This window comes from Streptomyces longhuiensis (genome assembly GCF_020616555.1).
Taxonomy (GTDB): domain Bacteria; phylum Actinomycetota; class Actinomycetes; order Streptomycetales; family Streptomycetaceae; genus Streptomyces; species Streptomyces longhuiensis.
Genome location: NZ_CP085173.1, coordinates 7,693,915 through 7,709,751 on the forward strand (window position 1 = coordinate 7,693,915; position 15,837 = coordinate 7,709,751).

Below are 15,837 nucleotides of genomic sequence, written 5' to 3' on the forward strand. Positions count from 1 at the left end.
AAGAGGCGCAACCATGGTTGCATTCTGCGCAACGTGCCTCAGCGGTCGAGCTCCTTGTGCGCGCTCTCCGGCAGCCGCAGGTACACCGCGGACGACACCAGGCAGAGCACGGCGACGTACCAGGGGAAGAGCCCGGCGTGCCCGGTCTCCTTGAACAGCGTGCCGACATAGGGCGCCGTCCCGCCGAAGACGGCGACGGTCAGCGAGTACGGGAAGCCGATGCCCGCCGCGCGCACCCGCGCGGGGAACACCTCAGCGTTGACCGCGGCCGAGATCGACGTGAAACCGGTGAGCAGCACCATCCCGGCGCACTGCACCAGGAGCAGCGAGGCGAACGAGCTGCCGAGCGAGCGCAGCAGCGGCACGCTGAGCAGCGCGAAACCCAGGCCGAAGAAGAGGAGCAGCGGCTTGCGCCCGAACCGGTCCGAGAGCATTCCGCCGACCGGCTGGAGCAGGGCGAAGAAAGCCAGCGCGACGGTGCCGGCGACCAGGGCGTCGGCCTTGTCGATGCCCGCGTTCAGCTCCGCGTACGTGGGCAGGTACGACGTCCACGTGTAGTAGGCGAGCGTGCCGCCCGCGGTGATGCCGCAGATCAGGAGCGACTCGCGCGGGTGATGGCGCAGCGCGTCGAAGAGTCCGGGCCGCTCGGCCGCGCGCTGCTCGGCGCTGCGCGTCTCGTACGCGCCGCGCCGGATCCAGAAGCCGACCAGGCTGAGGAGCGCGCCGAGCACGAACGGCACGCGCCAGCCCCAGCCGTCCATCTGCCCGTCGCCGAGCGTGCTCACCAGCGCCGCCGCGACGCCGGACGCCGCGAGCTGCCCGGCCGACGTCGACACGTACTGGAAGGACGAGAACAGGCCGCGTCGTCCCGGGCCCGCCGACTCCACGAGGAAGGTGGTCGAGGCCGCGAACTCGCCGCCGACGGACAGGCCCTGGAGCAGTCGTGCGAGGACGAGCACGACGGGCGCGAGGACGCCCACGGCCGCGTACGTCGGGGTGAGCCCGACCAGCAGGCTGCTGCCGCCCATCAGGAGGATGGTCACGGTCAGCGCGGCCCGGCGGCCGTGCCGGTCGGCGACCGCTCCCATGAGGAGCCCGCCGACCGGTCGCATGAAGAACCCCACGGCGAACACCGCGAACGTGGAGAGCAGCGGCACCAGGGAGTTGCCCGAGCTCTTGGGGAAGACCTGGCCCGCGATGTACGTGGCCAGAAAGGTGTAGGCGTACCAGTCGTACCACTCGACGGCGTTGCCGACCGAGGCGGCGAGGAGCTGGCGCAGCGGGCGGCGCGGGGGAGCGGTGGTCAAGGTCGCGGCCGCCGGTTCGGAGGGGTCCGAGGGGCCGGACGGGGGCGACGGGGAGGGGGACGGGCGATCTGTCATGATCGCGACCATCCCCCGAACCCCGCCGTCCCACACCTCGGCCCTCGCGGTCCGAGGCCGCTGCCGGCTCAGCCCTCGCGGTACGGGATCGCCGTCATCTCAGCCCTTGCGGTACGGGATCACCGTCGTCTCAGCCCTTGCGGTACGAGATCACCGTCGTCGTCACCAGGCACGGCGAGGGCGGCACCATCTCCACGCGCAGCGTGCCGCGCGCCGCGTCGTAGTCGACGCCCTCGGCCTCGAACGTGCCCGAGCAGATGCTGCGTTGCGGGATCGCGAACGCATCCGTGACGTGACCGGCGACCGGTGAGCCGTCCAGCGGGCGGTCGAGGGCGACCTCCAGGAACTCCTTCGTCGAGCCGTCGGACGAGCACACCAGATGCGTGGCGTCGGTGAAGTCGCAGCCCTGGATGTTGTCGACCGGCTTGTCGAGGCTGATCTGCCCGGCCTGTGGGAGGTTCGCGCCGGGCGCGGGCGCGGACGGGTTGAGCACGGGCGCCGGGAACACCTGCAGCCGGTTCATGGTGCCCCACTCGCCCGCCACCAGCCACTGCCCGTCGGGCGACACGGTCGCGAACGAGTTGTTGAGCAACTCACCCTGGTCCAGGGCGTGTTCGTACGTGGTGCGCCGCCCGTCGGGAGCTGTCACCACGAACATCTTCTTCGTCGCGCCGTCGCCGCCCTGGTACGCGTCGAACGTGTGGCCCTGCGCCACGTCCGGGTCGCCTATGTGCGACCAGCCCGCCGCGCGCAGATCGAGCGGCACGGAAGCGAGGCCCCGGTACACCAGGGAGCCGTCGGCACGGCTCGCCAGGCCCTGGCTGCCGGTGAGTGAGCTCACCCGCGCGGTGCCGGTCTCGGTCCAGGTGGGCGCGGCCGTCGCCGTGCCCGCGCCGAGCGACAGGGCGCCCAGGGTCGCGGCCAGAGTGAGGAGTTGGCGTCTCGTCCGTCGTTGCGTGGGGGGTTTCATGCGGCCTCCGCCGGTCGAAGATCGGGTCGCGGACCAGGCTGCCCTACGATCGGCGCATGAGGCTGACGATTCTCGGCGGTGGCGGATTTCGAGTGCCCTTGGTGTACGGAGCGCTGCTCGGCGACCACGCCGAAGGCCGGGTCACCGAGGTCACGCTGCACGACACCGACCCGGACCGGCTGCGGGCCGTCACCGGCGTACTGGCGGAACAAGCCACCGGCGTCCCCGACGCGCCCGCCGTGCACGCCACCACCGACCTCGACGAGGCGCTGCGCGGCGCCGACTTCGTCTTCTCCGCGATCCGCGTCGGCGGCCTCGCGGGCCGCGCGGCGGACGAGCGGGTCGCCCTCGCCGAGGGGGTGCTCGGCCAGGAGACGGTCGGCGCCGGCGGCATCGCGTACGGCCTGCGGACCGTGCCCGTCGCCGTCGACATCGCGCGCCGCGTGAAACAACTCGCCCCCGACGCCTGGGTCATCAACTTCACCAACCCGGCCGGCCTGGTCACCGAGGCCATGTCGCGGCACCTCGGTGACCGCGTCATCGGCATCTGCGACTCGCCCGTCGGACTCGGTCGCCGCGTGGCGCGCGTCCTCGGCGCCGACCCGGGCGAGGCCTGGATCGACTACGTCGGCCTCAACCACCTCGGCTGGCTGCGCGGACTCAGGGTGAACGGCCGCGACGAGCTGCCCCGCCTGCTCGCCGACGAGAAGCTGCTCGGCTCCTTCGAGGAGGGCCGCCTCTTCGGCACGGACTGGCTCCGCTCCCTCGGCGCGATCCCCAACGAGTACCTGCACTACTACTACTTCAACCGCGAGACGGTGCACGCCTACCAGGAGGCCGAACGCACCCGCGGCGCGTTCCTGCTCGACCAGCAGGCCGCCTTCTACTCCGACCCGTCGTACGCCAGTTGGGAGCGCACCCGGGCCGAGCGCGAGGCCACGTACATGGCGCACAACCGCGAGGCGTCCGGCGCGGGTGAGCGGGACGCCGCGGACCTGGAGGAGTCGGGCGGCTACGAGAAGGTGGCGCTCGCCCTGATGCGCGCCATCGCCCGCGACGAGCGCGCGACGCTGATCCTCAACGTGCGCGGGCGTGGCGCCCTGCCGTCCCTCGACGACGACGCCGTCGTCGAGATCCCCTGCCTCGTCGACGCCAACGGCGCCCACCCCGTGAGCGTGGCGCCGCTGCCCGGCCATGCCACGGGCCTCGTCTCCTCCGTCAAGGCCGTCGAGCGTGAGGTGCTCGCAGCGGCGGAGGGCGGCTCACGCGCCACCGCCGTCAAGGCGTTCGCCCTGCATCCCCTCGTCGACTCCGTGACCGTGGCCCGCCGCCTCCTGGAGGGATACACGGCAGCCCACCCCGGCCTCGCCTACCTGACCCGCTAGGGGGTGTCCCGCGGCTCCGGGTCGGGTAGGTCGCGGCGAGGTGCCGTGCCAGGCGTCGCGCCCCCGGCCGTGATCCGCCGGACACCCCGAACGAGAGGCCCTAGCAGAGGAGCAGGTATGCACGACGAACTCCGCCGTATCGAGCAGCGCGTCGCCCGCGTCCACGACCAGCGCGTCAAGCCCGCCGTCCACAGCGCCAGGGTCCCGCTCGCCCTCCAGGCCTGGCACGCGCCCGGCGAGCCCGTCACCTTCGCCGAGGCGAAAGCGGCCGCGTACAAGCCGTTCGGCGTCGGCACCCCGTGGGGGCCGCCCTGGGGCACCACCTGGTTCACGGCGCACGGCACCGTCCCCGCCGAGTGGGCGGGCCGCCGCGTCGAGGCCGTCTTCGACCTCGGTTTCGTCAACGAGTGGCCCGGCAACCAGGCGGAAGCCCTCGTCCACCTCCCCGACGGCCGCCCCCTCAAGGCCGTCAACCCGCAGAACCAGTACGTGCCGGTGGCCCGCCCCGCCCAGGGCGGCGAAGAGGTCGAGTACCTCATCGAGGCCGCCTCCAACCCGGACATCCTCGCCGACCGCTTCGCGCACCCCACCGCGCTCGGCGACCCGCGAACGGCGGGCGACGAGCCGCTCTACATCTTCAGGAGCGCCGACCTCGCGGTCCTCGACGAGGGCGTCTTCCACCTCTCGCTCGACCTCCAGGTCCTGCGCGAGCTGATGCTGGAACTGAGCGAACACGAGCCACGCCGCCACGAGATCGCGCACACCCTCGAAGCGGCGCTCGACAGCCTCGACCTCGACGACGTCTCCGGCACGGCCTCCGCAGCCCGCGCCGTCCTCGCCCCCGCCCTCGCGAAGCCCGCGCACGCCGGCGCCCACACCCTGTCCGCCGTCGGCCACGCGCACATCGACTCGGCCTGGCTGTGGCCGATCCGCGAGACCAAACGCAAGACCTCCCGCACCTTCTCGAACGTGACGGCGCTCGCCGACGAGTACGACGAGTTCGTCTTCGCCTGCTCGCAGGCCCAGCAGTACGAGTGGGTCAAGGACAACTACCCGCACGTGTGGGACCGCATCAAGGAGGCCGTCGCCAAGGGCCAGTGGGCGCCCGTCGGCGGGATGTGGGTCGAGTCCGACGGCAACCTGCCCGGCGGCGAGGCCATCGCCCGCCAGCTCGTCCACGGCAAGCGCTTCTTCATCGAGCACTTCGGCGTCGAGACCAAGGGCGTGTGGCTGCCCGACTCGTTCGGCTACAACGCCGCGTACCCGCAGCTCGCGAGGCTCGCCGGAAACGAGTGGTTCCTCACGCAGAAGCTGTCCTGGAACCAGACCAACAAGCTGCCCCACCACTCCTTCTGGTGGGAGGGCATCGACGGCACGCGGATCTTCACCCACTTCCCGCCGGTCGACACCTACAACGTCGAGTTCTCCGGCAAGGAGATGGCGCACGCCGTCCGCAACTACCAGGACAAGGGACGCGGCACCCGCTCGCTGGCGCCCTTCGGACACGGCGACGGCGGCGGCGGCCCCACCCGCGAGATGCTGGAGCGCGCCCGCCGGCTCGCGGACCTGGAGGGCTCCGCGAAGGTCAGGGTCGAGCACCCGGACGCCTTCTTCGCGCAGGCGAGCAAGGAGATCCCCAAGGACCAGGTGTGGTCGGGGGAGCTCTATCTGGAACTGCACCGCGCCACCTACACCTCGCAGGCCCGCACCAAGCAGGGCAACCGCCGCAGCGAACACCGGCTGCGCGAGGCCGAGTTGTGGGCGACGACCGCGGCCCTGCGCGCGCCGGGGTACGCGTACCCGTACGAGAGGCTGGACCGGCTGTGGAAGACGGTGCTCCTGCACCAGTTCCACGACATCCTGCCCGGGTCGTCCATCGCCTGGGTGCACCGGGAGGCCGAGGCGGAGTACGCGCGTGTGGCGGGCGAACTCGAAGGGCTCACCGCGGAAGCAGTCGCCGCGCTGGGCGAGGGCGCGCTCGGGGAGAGCGTGCCGCACGTCTTCAACACCAGCCCGTACCCCCGTACCGAAGTGATCCGCACCCCGGCCGGTGAGCCGGCCCGCACCCACGTGCCCGCAGGCGGGTCGGCGCCCCTCGTCCCCACCGCCCCCGACCACCCCGTCACCGTCACGGAGGGCCGCACCCTCGACAACGGGCTCGTGCGCGTCGTCATCGGCCCCGACGGGACGCTGGCCTCCGTGTACGACCTGACCGCGGAACGCGAGGTCCTCGCCGGTCCGGGCAACCTGCTCCGCCTCCACAGCGACCTGCCCAACTACTGGGACGCCTGGGACATCGACAAGCACTACAAGAACCACTACCGGGACCTCCTCGACGCCGAGTCCGTGACGCTGACCGAGGAGGGGCCGCTGCGTGCCGCCGTGCGCGTGGAGCGCGCCTTCGGCAAGGGCTCCCGCATCACGCAGACCGTGACCCTGCGCGCGGACAGCAAGCGCGTCGACGTCGAGACCGAGATCGACTGGCACGAGACCGAGAAGATCCTCAAGGCCGCGTTCCCCGTCGACGTCCGCGCCGACCACTCCAGCGCCGAGATCCAGTTCGGCCACGTCAAGCGCCCCACGCACACCAACACCAGCTGGGAGGCGGCCCGCTTCGAGGTGTACGGCCACCGCTGGGTCCACATCGGTGAACCCGGCTACGGCGTCGCGGTCCTCAACGACTCCACGTACGGCCACGACGTCTCGCGCACGACCCGCGACGACGGCGGCACGACCACCACGGTCCGCCTCTCCCTGGTGCGCGCCCCGCGCGTCCCCGACCCGGAGGCGGACCAGGGCGCGCACCGCTTCACTTACTCCCTGCTGCCCGGCGCGAGCATCGCCGACGCCGTGGCCGAGGGGTACGCGCTCAACCTGCCGCTGCGCGTGGCCGGTTCGGGTGGTGCCTTCGACCCGGTGGTGTCGGTGGACGGCGACGGTCTGACGGTGGAGGCGGTGAAGCTCGCCGACGACGGCTCGGGCGATGTCGTCGTACGGCTCTACGAGTCGCTCGGCGGCCGGGCGGCGGGCACGCTGCGCACGGGCTTCCCGCTCGCCGGCGTCCAGGTCACCGACCTCCTGGAGCGGCCGCTCACCGAACAGCCGGACCAGGTACGGCAGTCGGCGGACGGCGGTGACGCGGTGCGGGTGGCGCTTCGGCCGTTCCAGATCGTGACGCTGCGGCTCGCTGTGGGCGAGCGGGGCTGAAGCAGGCGGCGGGGAGGACCGGTTGGAATCCGTTCGGTCCTCCCCGCCGATCGCGGCCTCGGCGCGTGGGTGATTGTTTCTGACGCATACGGCGAGTTTTCATGCAAGTGTCATCACCCCTTCCCCTCTGGCCGGTCCTCTTGGAACACTCTGCTCGCTTCTGTCCCCACACACCCAAGAGGCCCCACACCCATGCCTGAACTCAACCGGCGGCGTTTCCTGCAGATAGCGGGCGCGACCGCGGGCTTCACCGCCCTGTCGAACAGCATCGACCGCGCCGCGGCCATCCCGGCCGCCCGCGTCAAGGGAACCGTCCAGGACATCGAGCACATCGTCGTCCTGATGCAGGAGAACCGGTCCTTCGACCACTACTTCGGCACGATGAAGGGCGTCCGCGGCTTCGGAGACCCGCGACCGGTCACGCTCCCCAGCGGCAAGCCCGTATGGAACCAGGCGAGCGGCGGCAAGGAGGTCCTGCCCTACCATCCCGAGGCGGCGGACCTCGGCATGCAGTTCATCGCGGGCCTCGACCACGACTGGGCCGGCGGCCACAGCGCCTTCAACAACGGCAAGTACGACAACTGGATCGCCGCCAAGGGCACCGGCACGATGGCGTACCTGACGCGCCAGGACATCCCGTTCCACTACGCGCTCGCCGACAAGTTCACGGTGTGCGACGACTACCACTGCTCGTTCATGGGGGCCACCGACCCCAACCGCTACTACATGCTGTCGGGCCACGTCGGCAACGACGGCACCGGTGGCGGGCCCGTCCTCGGCAACCAGGAGGCGGGTTACGGCTGGACCACGTACGCCGAGCGCCTGGAGAAGGCCGGGGTCTCCTGGAAGGTCTACCAGGACATCGGCGACGGCCTCGACGCCGCCGGGAGCTGGGGCTGGATCGACGACGCCTACCGCGGCAACTACGGCGACAACTCGCTCCTCTACTTCAACACCTACCGCAACGCCAAGCCGGGCGACCCCCTCTACGACAAGGCCCGCACCGGCACGAACGCCAAGGCGGGCGACGGCTACTTCGACGTCCTGAAGGCCGACGTCAAGGCCGGGAAGCTCCCGAAGATCTCCTGGATCGCCGCGCCCGAGGCCTTCTCCGAGCACCCCAACTGGCCCGCGAACTACGGGGCTTGGTACATCTCGCAGGTGCTCGACGCGCTCACGTCCAACCCGGACGTGTGGAGCAGGACGGCTCTGTTCATCACGTACGACGAGAACGACGGCTACTTCGACCACGTCGTGCCGCCCTACGCCCCCGCCTCCGCGAACCAGGGCCTGTCCACCGCCGACACCACGCTCGACTACTTCAAGGGCAACGCGGGCTACGCGGCGGGCCCCTACGGCCTCGGCCAGCGCGTCCCCATGATCGTCGTCTCGCCGTGGTCCACGGGCGGCTACGTCTGCTCCGAGACGCTCGACCACACCTCGATCCTGCGGTTCATGGAGAAGCGCTTCGGCGTCAAGGAGACCAACATCTCGCCGTGGCGCCGCGCGATCTGCGGCGACCTCTCCTCCGCGTTCGACTTCTCCCTCACGAACCCGGCACCGGCGCAACTGCCCAGCACCGCCGGGTACGTGCCGCCGGACCACGACCGCCACTCCAGCTACGTGCCGAAGCCGCCGGCCACGCCCGTGCTGCCCAAGCAGGAGTCGGGCTCCCGGCCCGCGCGGCCGCTGCCGTACGCGCCGTATGTCGACGGGGTCTCCACGCCGTCGACCGGCAAGTTCCAGCTCACGTTCAGCGGCGGCCCCTCCGCGGGCGCGGCCTTCCAGGTCAGGTCCCTCAACCGGACCGACGGCCCCTGGACGTACTCCACCGAGGCCGGCAAGTCGATCTCGGACGCCTGGAACTCCACCTACTCCGCCGGGAAGTACGACCTCACGGTGCACGGCCCGAACGGATTCCTGCGCGCCTTCAAGGGCACCAACACCGTCGCCGAGCCCGGACTCACGGCCCGCCACGACGCGAGCACGGGCAACCTCAAGCTCACGCTGACGAACCCCACCGGCGCCGACGTCCACCTCACCGTCACCAACGCCTACGGCGGAACGCCGCAGACGTACACCGTGCGGGCCGGTGCCACCGTCACGCAGACCGTCGACCTGCGCGCGACCAAGCGCTGGTACGACCTGAAGGTGACCGCCGACAGCGACGCCACGTACCTGCGTCGCCTCGCGGGCCATGTCGAGAACGGACAGGCCGGCGTGAGCGACCCGGGGATCCTCGCGGTCTGACCCCGTAGGCGCTTCGAACCCGAACGCACTCGAAATCCGCGCCGCCGCCCGTTCCGTACCGGTTCGGGCGGCGGCGTACGTCACATCTGTCCGCACTGGGTACCGCCACAGGATGGCGCGATAGTGTGCCCGGGTGACGACGCAATCGAACACCCCTGCAGGCTGGTACCCGGACCCCCAGGGCGCGCCCCAGACCCTGCGGTGGTGGGACGGTGCGCAGTGGACCGAGCACACCAGTCCTGTGCAGCAGCCCGCCGGCCAGCAGGTCCCGCACCAGGCGCAGCAGCCTCAGCAGCAGCCCGTGCAGCAGGCGGCCCAGGGCCAGTTCGCCCCTCAGCAGCCGCAGCAGCACCAGCAGCCTGTGCAGCACCAGCAGCAAGCCGCCGGTCCGTACGGGCAGCAGGCCCCGCAGCAGCAACAGAGTTACGTCGACCCCGCCAAGGTGCAGCGCCAGGTGCAGCACCAGGCCGGTGTCGCGCCCACCGCGCAGGGCGGCGGCAGCCTCTTCACCGAGCCGGTCCTGGTGGTGAACCAGAAGGCCAAGCTGATCGAGCTGACGAACGAGTACACCGTCATGGATCAGAACGGCGGCCAGATCGGCTCCGTCGTCCAGGTCGGCCAGAGCACGCTCAAGAAGGTCGCGCGCTTCGTCTCCAGCCTCGACCAGTTCATGACCCACAAGCTGGAGATCCGTGACGCGTACGGGCAGCCGCAGCTCGTCATGACCCGGCCCGCGAAGTTCATGAAGTCGCGTGTCGTCGTGGAGCGTCCGGACGGCTCGCCGGTCGGCGAGATCGTCCAGCAGAACATGATCGGCAAGATCAACTTCGCGATCAACGTGAACGGCCAGCAGATCGGCGCCATCAAGGCCGAGAACTGGCGGGCCTGGAACTTCTCGATCGTCGACCACGCCGACAACGAGGTCGCCCGCATCACGAAGACGTGGGAGGGACTCGCCAAGACGATGTTCACGACCGCGGACAACTACGTTCTCCAGATCCACTACCAGCTGCCCGAGCCGCTCCTGAGCCTCGTCGTGGCGACCGCCCTCACCGTGGACACCGCCCTCAAGCAGGACGCGCGCGGCTTCGGCTGACCGGGCCGGCGCCCGCCGGTTCACCGTGACATCGGCTGCTCCAGGCCCACCTGCTCGTCCGCCCCGGCCGTCGTCCCGTGCGAGGCCGGGACGCGCGGTCCGCCCGCCCGGCGCGCGGCCGGGACCAGCAGTGCCGCGAGCGCGGCGGCGAGGCACAGCGCCGCGAGCAGCGTGAAGCCGTGGGTGTACCCGGAAGCGTAGGGGAGTCCCGACGCCTGGAGGTGCCCCGTGACCAGGATGCTCATCACGGCGGCGCCGATCGAGCCGCCGATGGTGCGGATGTTGGCGTTCATGCCGGTGGCCGCGCCGGTCTGCGCCGCCGGGACGTTCTGCACGATCAGGTTCGCCATGGACGCGAACGCGAGCCCGATGCCGAGCCCGAACACGCCTGCGGCGAGGGCGACTTGCCACGGCTCGGTGTGCCAGGCGGCGAGCATCGCGCAGGAGACCGCGCCGAGCGTGGCGCCGGTGGTGAGCAACGCCTTCGCCCCCACGACGGGTTCGAGCCGGCCGCTGAGCACTCCGGCGAGGAACATCGCCACGAGCATCGGCAGCATCAGGAGCCCCGCACCCGTCACGCTCGCCCCGAAGCCGTATCCGGCGGACGAGGGTGTCTGGGCGAAGCCGGGCAGGAACGACCACACCGCGTACATCCCCGCGCCGAAGAGCAGTGCGGCCGTGTTCGTGGTCCACACGGCGGGCAGCCGCATGACGCGCAGGTCGATCAGCGGGCTCGCGGAGCGGGCCTCGGACAGCACCCACGCGGCGAAGAGGATCACGGCGGCGGCCAGCAGGCCGACGACCTTGATCGATGCCCAGCCCCAGGACGTGGCCTGGCTGATGGGCAGCAGCAGGGCGACGAGCCAGCCGGAGAGCAGCACGGAGCCGAGCCAGTTCACGCGTCCCGTGCCGCGCGTCGGCGACTCGGGCACGTAGCGGTACGCGATCAGCGCCGTCACCGCGACGACGGCCGCGGGCAGCCAGAACAGCCAGCGGTAGTCGAGCGCGCCCACGATCGGTCCGGCCGCGACCATGCCCACACCGCCGCCCGCCGCGATGACGGCGGACAGGTTACTGATGCTGGGGCTCACCCGGTGGCCGGGGAACTCGTCGCGGATGATGCCGAACGACAGCGGGAAGAGTGCGCCGCCGATGCCTTGGACGACACGGGCGACGATGAGCAAGGTGATGCTGGGGGCGAGGGCCGCGAGCAGACAGCCCACGGTCAGCGCGACGAGCGCCGCGACCATGGTGCGCTTCTTGCCGACGAGGTCGCCGACCCGGCCGAGTATGGGCGTGAAGATCGATGCGGACAGCAGGTAGGCGGTCATCACCCAGGTCGAGGTGGCCTGGCTGGTGTGCAGCGCGTGCTGGACGGTGGGCAGGGCCGGGGCGACCAGCGACTGCATCATCGAGAAGACGCCGGCACCGGTTGCGAGGACGGCGAAGGTGAGGCGGTTGGAGCTTCTGGGCGCCGGGTTCGGCGCCAGGGGGATCCCGGACGTGGGATTCCCGGGCAAAGGGTTCCTGGTCGTGCGACGAGAGGGCGTGCGATTCCGGTTCAAGGCGGTGTCTCTCTGAACGGAAGGTGGCCGGGCGCACCGGCATGACCTGCGGCGAGGGCCGCGGCCTGCGGGCGCGCACGAGCTGGGAGGATGTGGGATCCGGCCGTTTCGGCCGGTCTGCCCGCAGCACGGTGCGGCGGGGCGCCGGGTGCATCGACTGTTAAAGTGGAGGCACCCCTCGACTTGGATGACGATAGCGGAGGGAAGCCTCCGGTACAACCTCGGCAGCCCGCGCTGCCTCACCCCGGGAGTGGCACCCATGACGGACAGGGAACTCGTCGGCGGGATCGTCGCGGCACAGCGCCCGCGCCGCGCGGACGCGCGCCGCAACTTCGACGCGCTCCTGGCCGCGGCCCGCGACGCGTTCGCCGAGAAGGGTGCGGAGGCGTCGCTCGAGGACATCGCCCGCCAGGCCGGTGTCGGCATCGGCACCCTGTACCGCAACTTCCCCACGCGCAGGCACCTCTTCGAGACGGTCTACGCCGAAGAGGTCGACGCCCTGTGCCGGCTCGCCGACGACCTCGCGGACGCCCCGCCGTGGGACGGGCTCGTCACCTGGCTGCGCCGCTTCGTGGACTACACCGTCACGAAGCGCGCCATCAGGGACGCCCTCAGCGGGGAGTCCGACATCTTCGTCGCCTGCCGCCGCGCCATGCTCGGCGCGGGCGAACCGCTGCTGCTGCGCGCGCAGGCCGCCGGGGTGGTCCGCTCGGACATGTCGTTCGACGACCTGCTGCGTCTGATCTCGGGCGTCACCGGCGCGGCCTACGTGGACACCGAGCAGCGCGACCGGGTCTTCGGGATCACGCTCGACGGGATGAGGACGCGCCCCGCGCCCGGCAAGCCGTGACGCGGAACGCGGAACTCGTGGCGGGGACCCGTGATGGGGATCTCGTCACGCGGAACCCGTGATGGGGAACTCGTCGCGCGGAACCTGTGATGGGGAACTCGTCACGCGGAACCCGTGAAGGGATCGCGCTCAGGATGCCTGGAGCGCGCCCGGTGTCGGCTCCGGCTGCGTCGGGATCGACGGCAGGATGACCACCGTGCCGGGCAGTACGGGCATCGGGGGAAGACCCTGAAGGTCCGGCAGGGGCGCGATCGGTCCCGTCTCCGTCGCCCGGGACGGCAGCTCGGGCCGCCGTTCCGCCGCGATGAGCGACGGTTCCGGTCGGGTCTCCGGAGTCTCCCGTGTCTCCGGCGACGTACGCGTGAGGAGCAGGACCCCACGGGCCGCGAGCGTGGCCCCCGCCGCCGCGAGCAGGATCCCCGTGACCCCGCCCTGGAGCCGCTCGCCGAGCAGCGTGACGCCGATGATCGCCGCGGCCACCGGGTTGGAGAGGGTGACCATCGCGAGCGGGGCGCCGAGGCCACCGCGGTAGGCGACCTGCGACAGGAGCAGGCCGCCCGCGGCGAACGCCGCGATCAGCAGCGCCACGACGACGACCTTGACGCTGAGCAGCGGCCCCGTCCGGTCGGTGACCGCGACGGTCACGGTCTGGGCGAGCGCCGAGGCGATGCCCGAGGCGAGACCGGAGGCCGTCGCGTGCCGCAGTCCCGGCTTCGCGCCGCGCCGCGACAGCAGGCCGATCAGCGCGGCCGTCGCACCGGCGACGGCGAGCGCCTCGCCGAGGCTGAGCGTGTCCTCGGGGGCCGGGCCCGAGGCCGTGAGCAGGAGCGCGCCGAGTCCGGCGAGCGTGAGCGCGGTGCCGCGCCATTCGACGGACAGGACGCGCCGCCCGGCCATGCGCGCCCCGAGCGGCACCGCCGCGACGAGCGTCAGCGCTCCCAGCGGCTGTACGAGGGTCAGGGGGCCGTACTTGAGGGCCGCCACGTGCAGCAGTGCGGCGGACGCGTTGAGCAGGACCGACCCCCACCAGGCTCCGGTGCCGAGCAGGCGCAGGATGCCGGAGTCGGTCCCCGCGGTGCGTGACGCGAGGCGCTCCTGGGCGACGGCGGCAGCCGCGTAGGCGACCGCCGAGACGAGGGAGAGCGCGACGGCGAGGAGGGTGGCGTTCACCGGTGTGCTCCCGTCGCCGTGAGGGCCATGCGGCCCGGACCCGCCGCTCCCGGCGTGAGCGGCGCGGCGACGGCGGACGACGAGCCCGCGGTCACCGACACCGGGATGTGTGCGAGCACTTCGGACGCGGAGAGGGATCCGCCGCGCTGGTGTGCCGGGGTCCACGGGGCGGGCAGCGCCGCGCCCATGGTCTCGGCCGTCGCCATGAGCGAGGCCGCGGGCCGCGGGGCGGGGAGCAGGCGCCGGCCGATGGACTGTCCGGGCTTCGCGGCCGGTGTGGTGCCGGGCAGCCGGATCACGGCGAGCGCGATCCCCAGGAGGGCCGTCGCCACGATCGCGTCCAGCCAGTAGTGATTCGCCGTGCCGACGACGACGAGCAGGGTGAGCGCCGGGTGCAGCAGCCACAGCCAGCGCAGCCGGGAGCGGGTCGCGGCGATGAGGCCGACGGCGACCATCAGGGCCCAGCCGAAGTGCAGGGACGGCATCGCGGCGAACTGGTTCGCCATCGAGTCGGTCTGCGGCGTCGCGCCGTAGACGGTCGGCCCGTACACCTGCCCGGTGTCCACGAGGTGCGCGGCGGCCAGCATCCGGGGCGGCGCCAGCGGGAAGGTGAGATGCAGCACAAGGGCCGCGGCGGTGAGGGCGGCCAGCACCCGGCGCGCCCATATGTAGTGCCGGGGCCTGCGCAGATACAGCCAGGTCAGAAAGGCAGCAGTCGCCGGGAAGTGCACCGTCGCGTAGTACGTGTTCGCGATGTGTACGAGGTCTTCGCTGTGCAGCAGCACATGCTGGACCGCGCCCTCGCCCGGCAGATGGACGGCGCGTTCGAGGTCCCACACGCGGTGCGCGTTGTGGAACGCCTCGCCGGTGTGGCCATTGGCCAATTGCCTGCCGAACTTGTAGACGAGGAACAGTCCGACGACCAGCAGGAGCTCCCGGACCAGGGGCGGGCGGGCGACGACGTCCGGCTGGTGGCCGACGGCGTCCGTCTCGCGGCCGGCTGTGTCCGGCTCCGGTTCGGCAGGCTCGGTAAGGGAATTCATCCCCCGGCCCCTTTTCATGACGACTGGGTGGTGCGGTGATGCGGAGGTGAGCACGGCGTGAACCGCGCTCATCGATACGCCAGTGTACCGAAACGCCGGCGTACCGGTACACTGGCGTATCGATAGCGAAGATCGCGAGGAGAAGAGCCATGACGTCCCAGGAGCAGGCAGGCACATCAGTGACCACTTCGCGCCGCTCCAAGATCACTCCAGAGCGGGAGCGGGAGTTCTACGACGCGGTCCTCGACCAGCTCCGTGAGAACGGCTACGAATCGCTCACCATGGAGGGCGTCGCGGCCCAGGCGTGCTGCAGCAAGTCCACGCTCTACCGGCAGTGGAAGACGAAGCCGCAGCTCGTGGCCGCCGCGCTGCGGGCGGGACGCTGCGTGAAGTTCGCGAGTGTCGACACGGGTACGCTCGCGGGGGACCTGCGCTCGGCCGCCCGCGCGGCGGCGCAGCAGGCAGGACGTGACACCCAGCTCGTCCAGGCCCTGGGTCACGCGGTCCTCAGCGACGAGGAACTCCAGGGGGCGCTGCGCGAGGCCCTGGTCGAGCCGGAACTTGCCGCGCTCGGGGAGATGATCGACCGGGCCGTGGCGCGCGGCGAGATCGCCGCGGACCATCCGGCCGTCGAGTTCCTGGCCGCCCAACTGCTCGGGGTGCAGCGCATCCGCCCGGTCCTCGAAGGCCGGTACGCGGACGCGGACTACCTCACCCGCTTCGTCGACGCCGTGGTGCTGCCCGCACTCGGCCTGGACGAAGCCCCCTGAACGGGAGACCGCCGTCTGTCGGGATGACCGGACGGCGGTCTGCCCGCGCCGCACCGTGGGGACGGGCGCGGCGCGCACCCCCGGGCCGGGCTGGTCCCTCCTTGAGCGGAGGGGGACCTGCCCGGCCCTTGGGCTTTCTCCCCGGTGAC

At 71.6% G+C, this 15,837-nt stretch carries 11 protein-coding genes; 6 read left to right on the plus strand and 5 right to left on the minus strand.

Annotated elements, in window-relative coordinates; genetic code table 11:
• Positions 1–38 precede the first annotated feature (38 nt).
• Both LGI35_RS35110 and LGI35_RS35115 read right to left on the minus strand, forming a co-directional pair.
• Complete coding sequence (locus LGI35_RS35110) at positions 39–1,382, minus strand: MFS transporter (protein ID WP_227298300.1); 1,344 nt, start codon at positions 1,380–1,382, stop codon at positions 39–41.
• 130 nt (positions 1,383–1,512) lie between these two features.
• A complete protein-coding gene (locus LGI35_RS35115) occupies positions 1,513–2,352 on the minus strand; it encodes a hypothetical protein (RefSeq protein ID WP_227298301.1) in 840 nt (279 codons plus the stop codon).
• A gap of 56 nt (positions 2,353–2,408) precedes the next feature.
• Between LGI35_RS35115 and LGI35_RS35120 the strand changes: the two genes are divergently transcribed.
• From LGI35_RS35120 to LGI35_RS35135, 4 genes are all read left to right on the plus strand, one after another.
• Positions 2,409–3,737 (plus strand): 6-phospho-beta-glucosidase, encoded by a 1,329-nt coding sequence (locus LGI35_RS35120; RefSeq protein ID WP_227298302.1) that lies wholly within the window; start codon positions 2,409–2,411, stop codon positions 3,735–3,737.
• A gap of 117 nt (positions 3,738–3,854) precedes the next feature.
• The gene (locus LGI35_RS35125) at positions 3,855–6,944 is read left to right on the plus strand and encodes an alpha-mannosidase (RefSeq protein WP_227298303.1); all 3,090 of its coding nucleotides are present in this window, start codon (positions 3,855–3,857) and stop codon (positions 6,942–6,944) included.
• A gap of 192 nt (positions 6,945–7,136) precedes the next feature.
• A complete protein-coding gene (locus LGI35_RS35130) occupies positions 7,137–9,194 on the plus strand; it encodes a phosphocholine-specific phospholipase C (RefSeq protein WP_227298304.1) in 2,058 nt (685 codons plus the stop codon).
• A gap of 133 nt (positions 9,195–9,327) precedes the next feature.
• Complete coding sequence (locus LGI35_RS35135; RefSeq protein WP_227298305.1) at positions 9,328–10,290, plus strand: LURP-one-related family protein; 963 nt, start codon at positions 9,328–9,330, stop codon at positions 10,288–10,290.
• A gap of 20 nt (positions 10,291–10,310) precedes the next feature.
• Here the strand turns inward: LGI35_RS35135 and LGI35_RS35140 are convergent, their stop codons facing one another.
• The gene (locus LGI35_RS35140) at positions 10,311–11,810 is read right to left on the minus strand and encodes an MFS transporter (RefSeq protein WP_423835744.1); all 1,500 of its coding nucleotides are present in this window, start codon (positions 11,808–11,810) and stop codon (positions 10,311–10,313) included.
• Between the two features lie 304 nt (positions 11,811–12,114).
• On the opposite strand from LGI35_RS35140, the gene LGI35_RS35145 reads away from it, so the two are divergent.
• Positions 12,115–12,705, plus strand: coding sequence for a TetR/AcrR family transcriptional regulator (locus LGI35_RS35145; RefSeq protein WP_227298306.1), 591 nt, complete (start codon positions 12,115–12,117; stop codon positions 12,703–12,705).
• A gap of 129 nt (positions 12,706–12,834) precedes the next feature.
• Here LGI35_RS35145 and LGI35_RS35150 read toward each other — a convergent pair whose 3' ends face one another.
• On the minus strand, positions 12,835–13,875 hold the full coding sequence (locus LGI35_RS35150) for a DMT family protein (protein ID WP_227298307.1): 1,041 nt from the start codon (positions 13,873–13,875) through the stop codon (positions 12,835–12,837).
• Positions 13,872–14,918: a phosphatase PAP2 family protein gene (locus LGI35_RS35155; protein ID WP_227298308.1), complete on the minus strand. Its 1,047-nt coding sequence runs from the start codon at positions 14,916–14,918 to the stop codon at positions 13,872–13,874. The genes LGI35_RS35150 and LGI35_RS35155 overlap by 4 nt, the downstream gene beginning before the upstream one ends.
• Positions 14,919–15,067: 149 nt before the next feature.
• On the opposite strand from LGI35_RS35155, the gene LGI35_RS35160 reads away from it, so the two are divergent.
• The gene (locus LGI35_RS35160; RefSeq protein ID WP_227298309.1) at positions 15,068–15,688 is read left to right on the plus strand and encodes a TetR/AcrR family transcriptional regulator; all 621 of its coding nucleotides are present in this window, start codon (positions 15,068–15,070) and stop codon (positions 15,686–15,688) included.
• Positions 15,689–15,837 lie beyond the last annotated feature (149 nt).

Coding starts and splice junctions, on each gene's coding strand:
- LGI35_RS35110 (WP_227298300.1), bottom strand. CDS start 1,382: ATGACAGATCGCCCGTCCCCCTCCCCGTCGCCCCCGTCCGGCCCCTCG.
- LGI35_RS35115 (WP_227298301.1), bottom strand. CDS start 2,352: ATGAAACCCCCCACGCAACGACGGACGAGACGCCAACTCCTCACTCTG.
- LGI35_RS35120 (WP_227298302.1), top strand. CDS start 2,409: ATGAGGCTGACGATTCTCGGCGGTGGCGGATTTCGAGTGCCCTTGGTG.
- LGI35_RS35125 (WP_227298303.1), top strand. CDS start 3,855: ATGCACGACGAACTCCGCCGTATCGAGCAGCGCGTCGCCCGCGTCCAC.
- LGI35_RS35130 (WP_227298304.1), top strand. CDS start 7,137: ATGCCTGAACTCAACCGGCGGCGTTTCCTGCAGATAGCGGGCGCGACC.
- LGI35_RS35145 (WP_227298306.1), top strand. CDS start 12,115: ATGACGGACAGGGAACTCGTCGGCGGGATCGTCGCGGCACAGCGCCCG.
- LGI35_RS35155 (WP_227298308.1), bottom strand. CDS start 14,918: ATGAATTCCCTTACCGAGCCTGCCGAACCGGAGCCGGACACAGCCGGC.
- LGI35_RS35160 (WP_227298309.1), top strand. CDS start 15,068: ATGACGTCCCAGGAGCAGGCAGGCACATCAGTGACCACTTCGCGCCGC.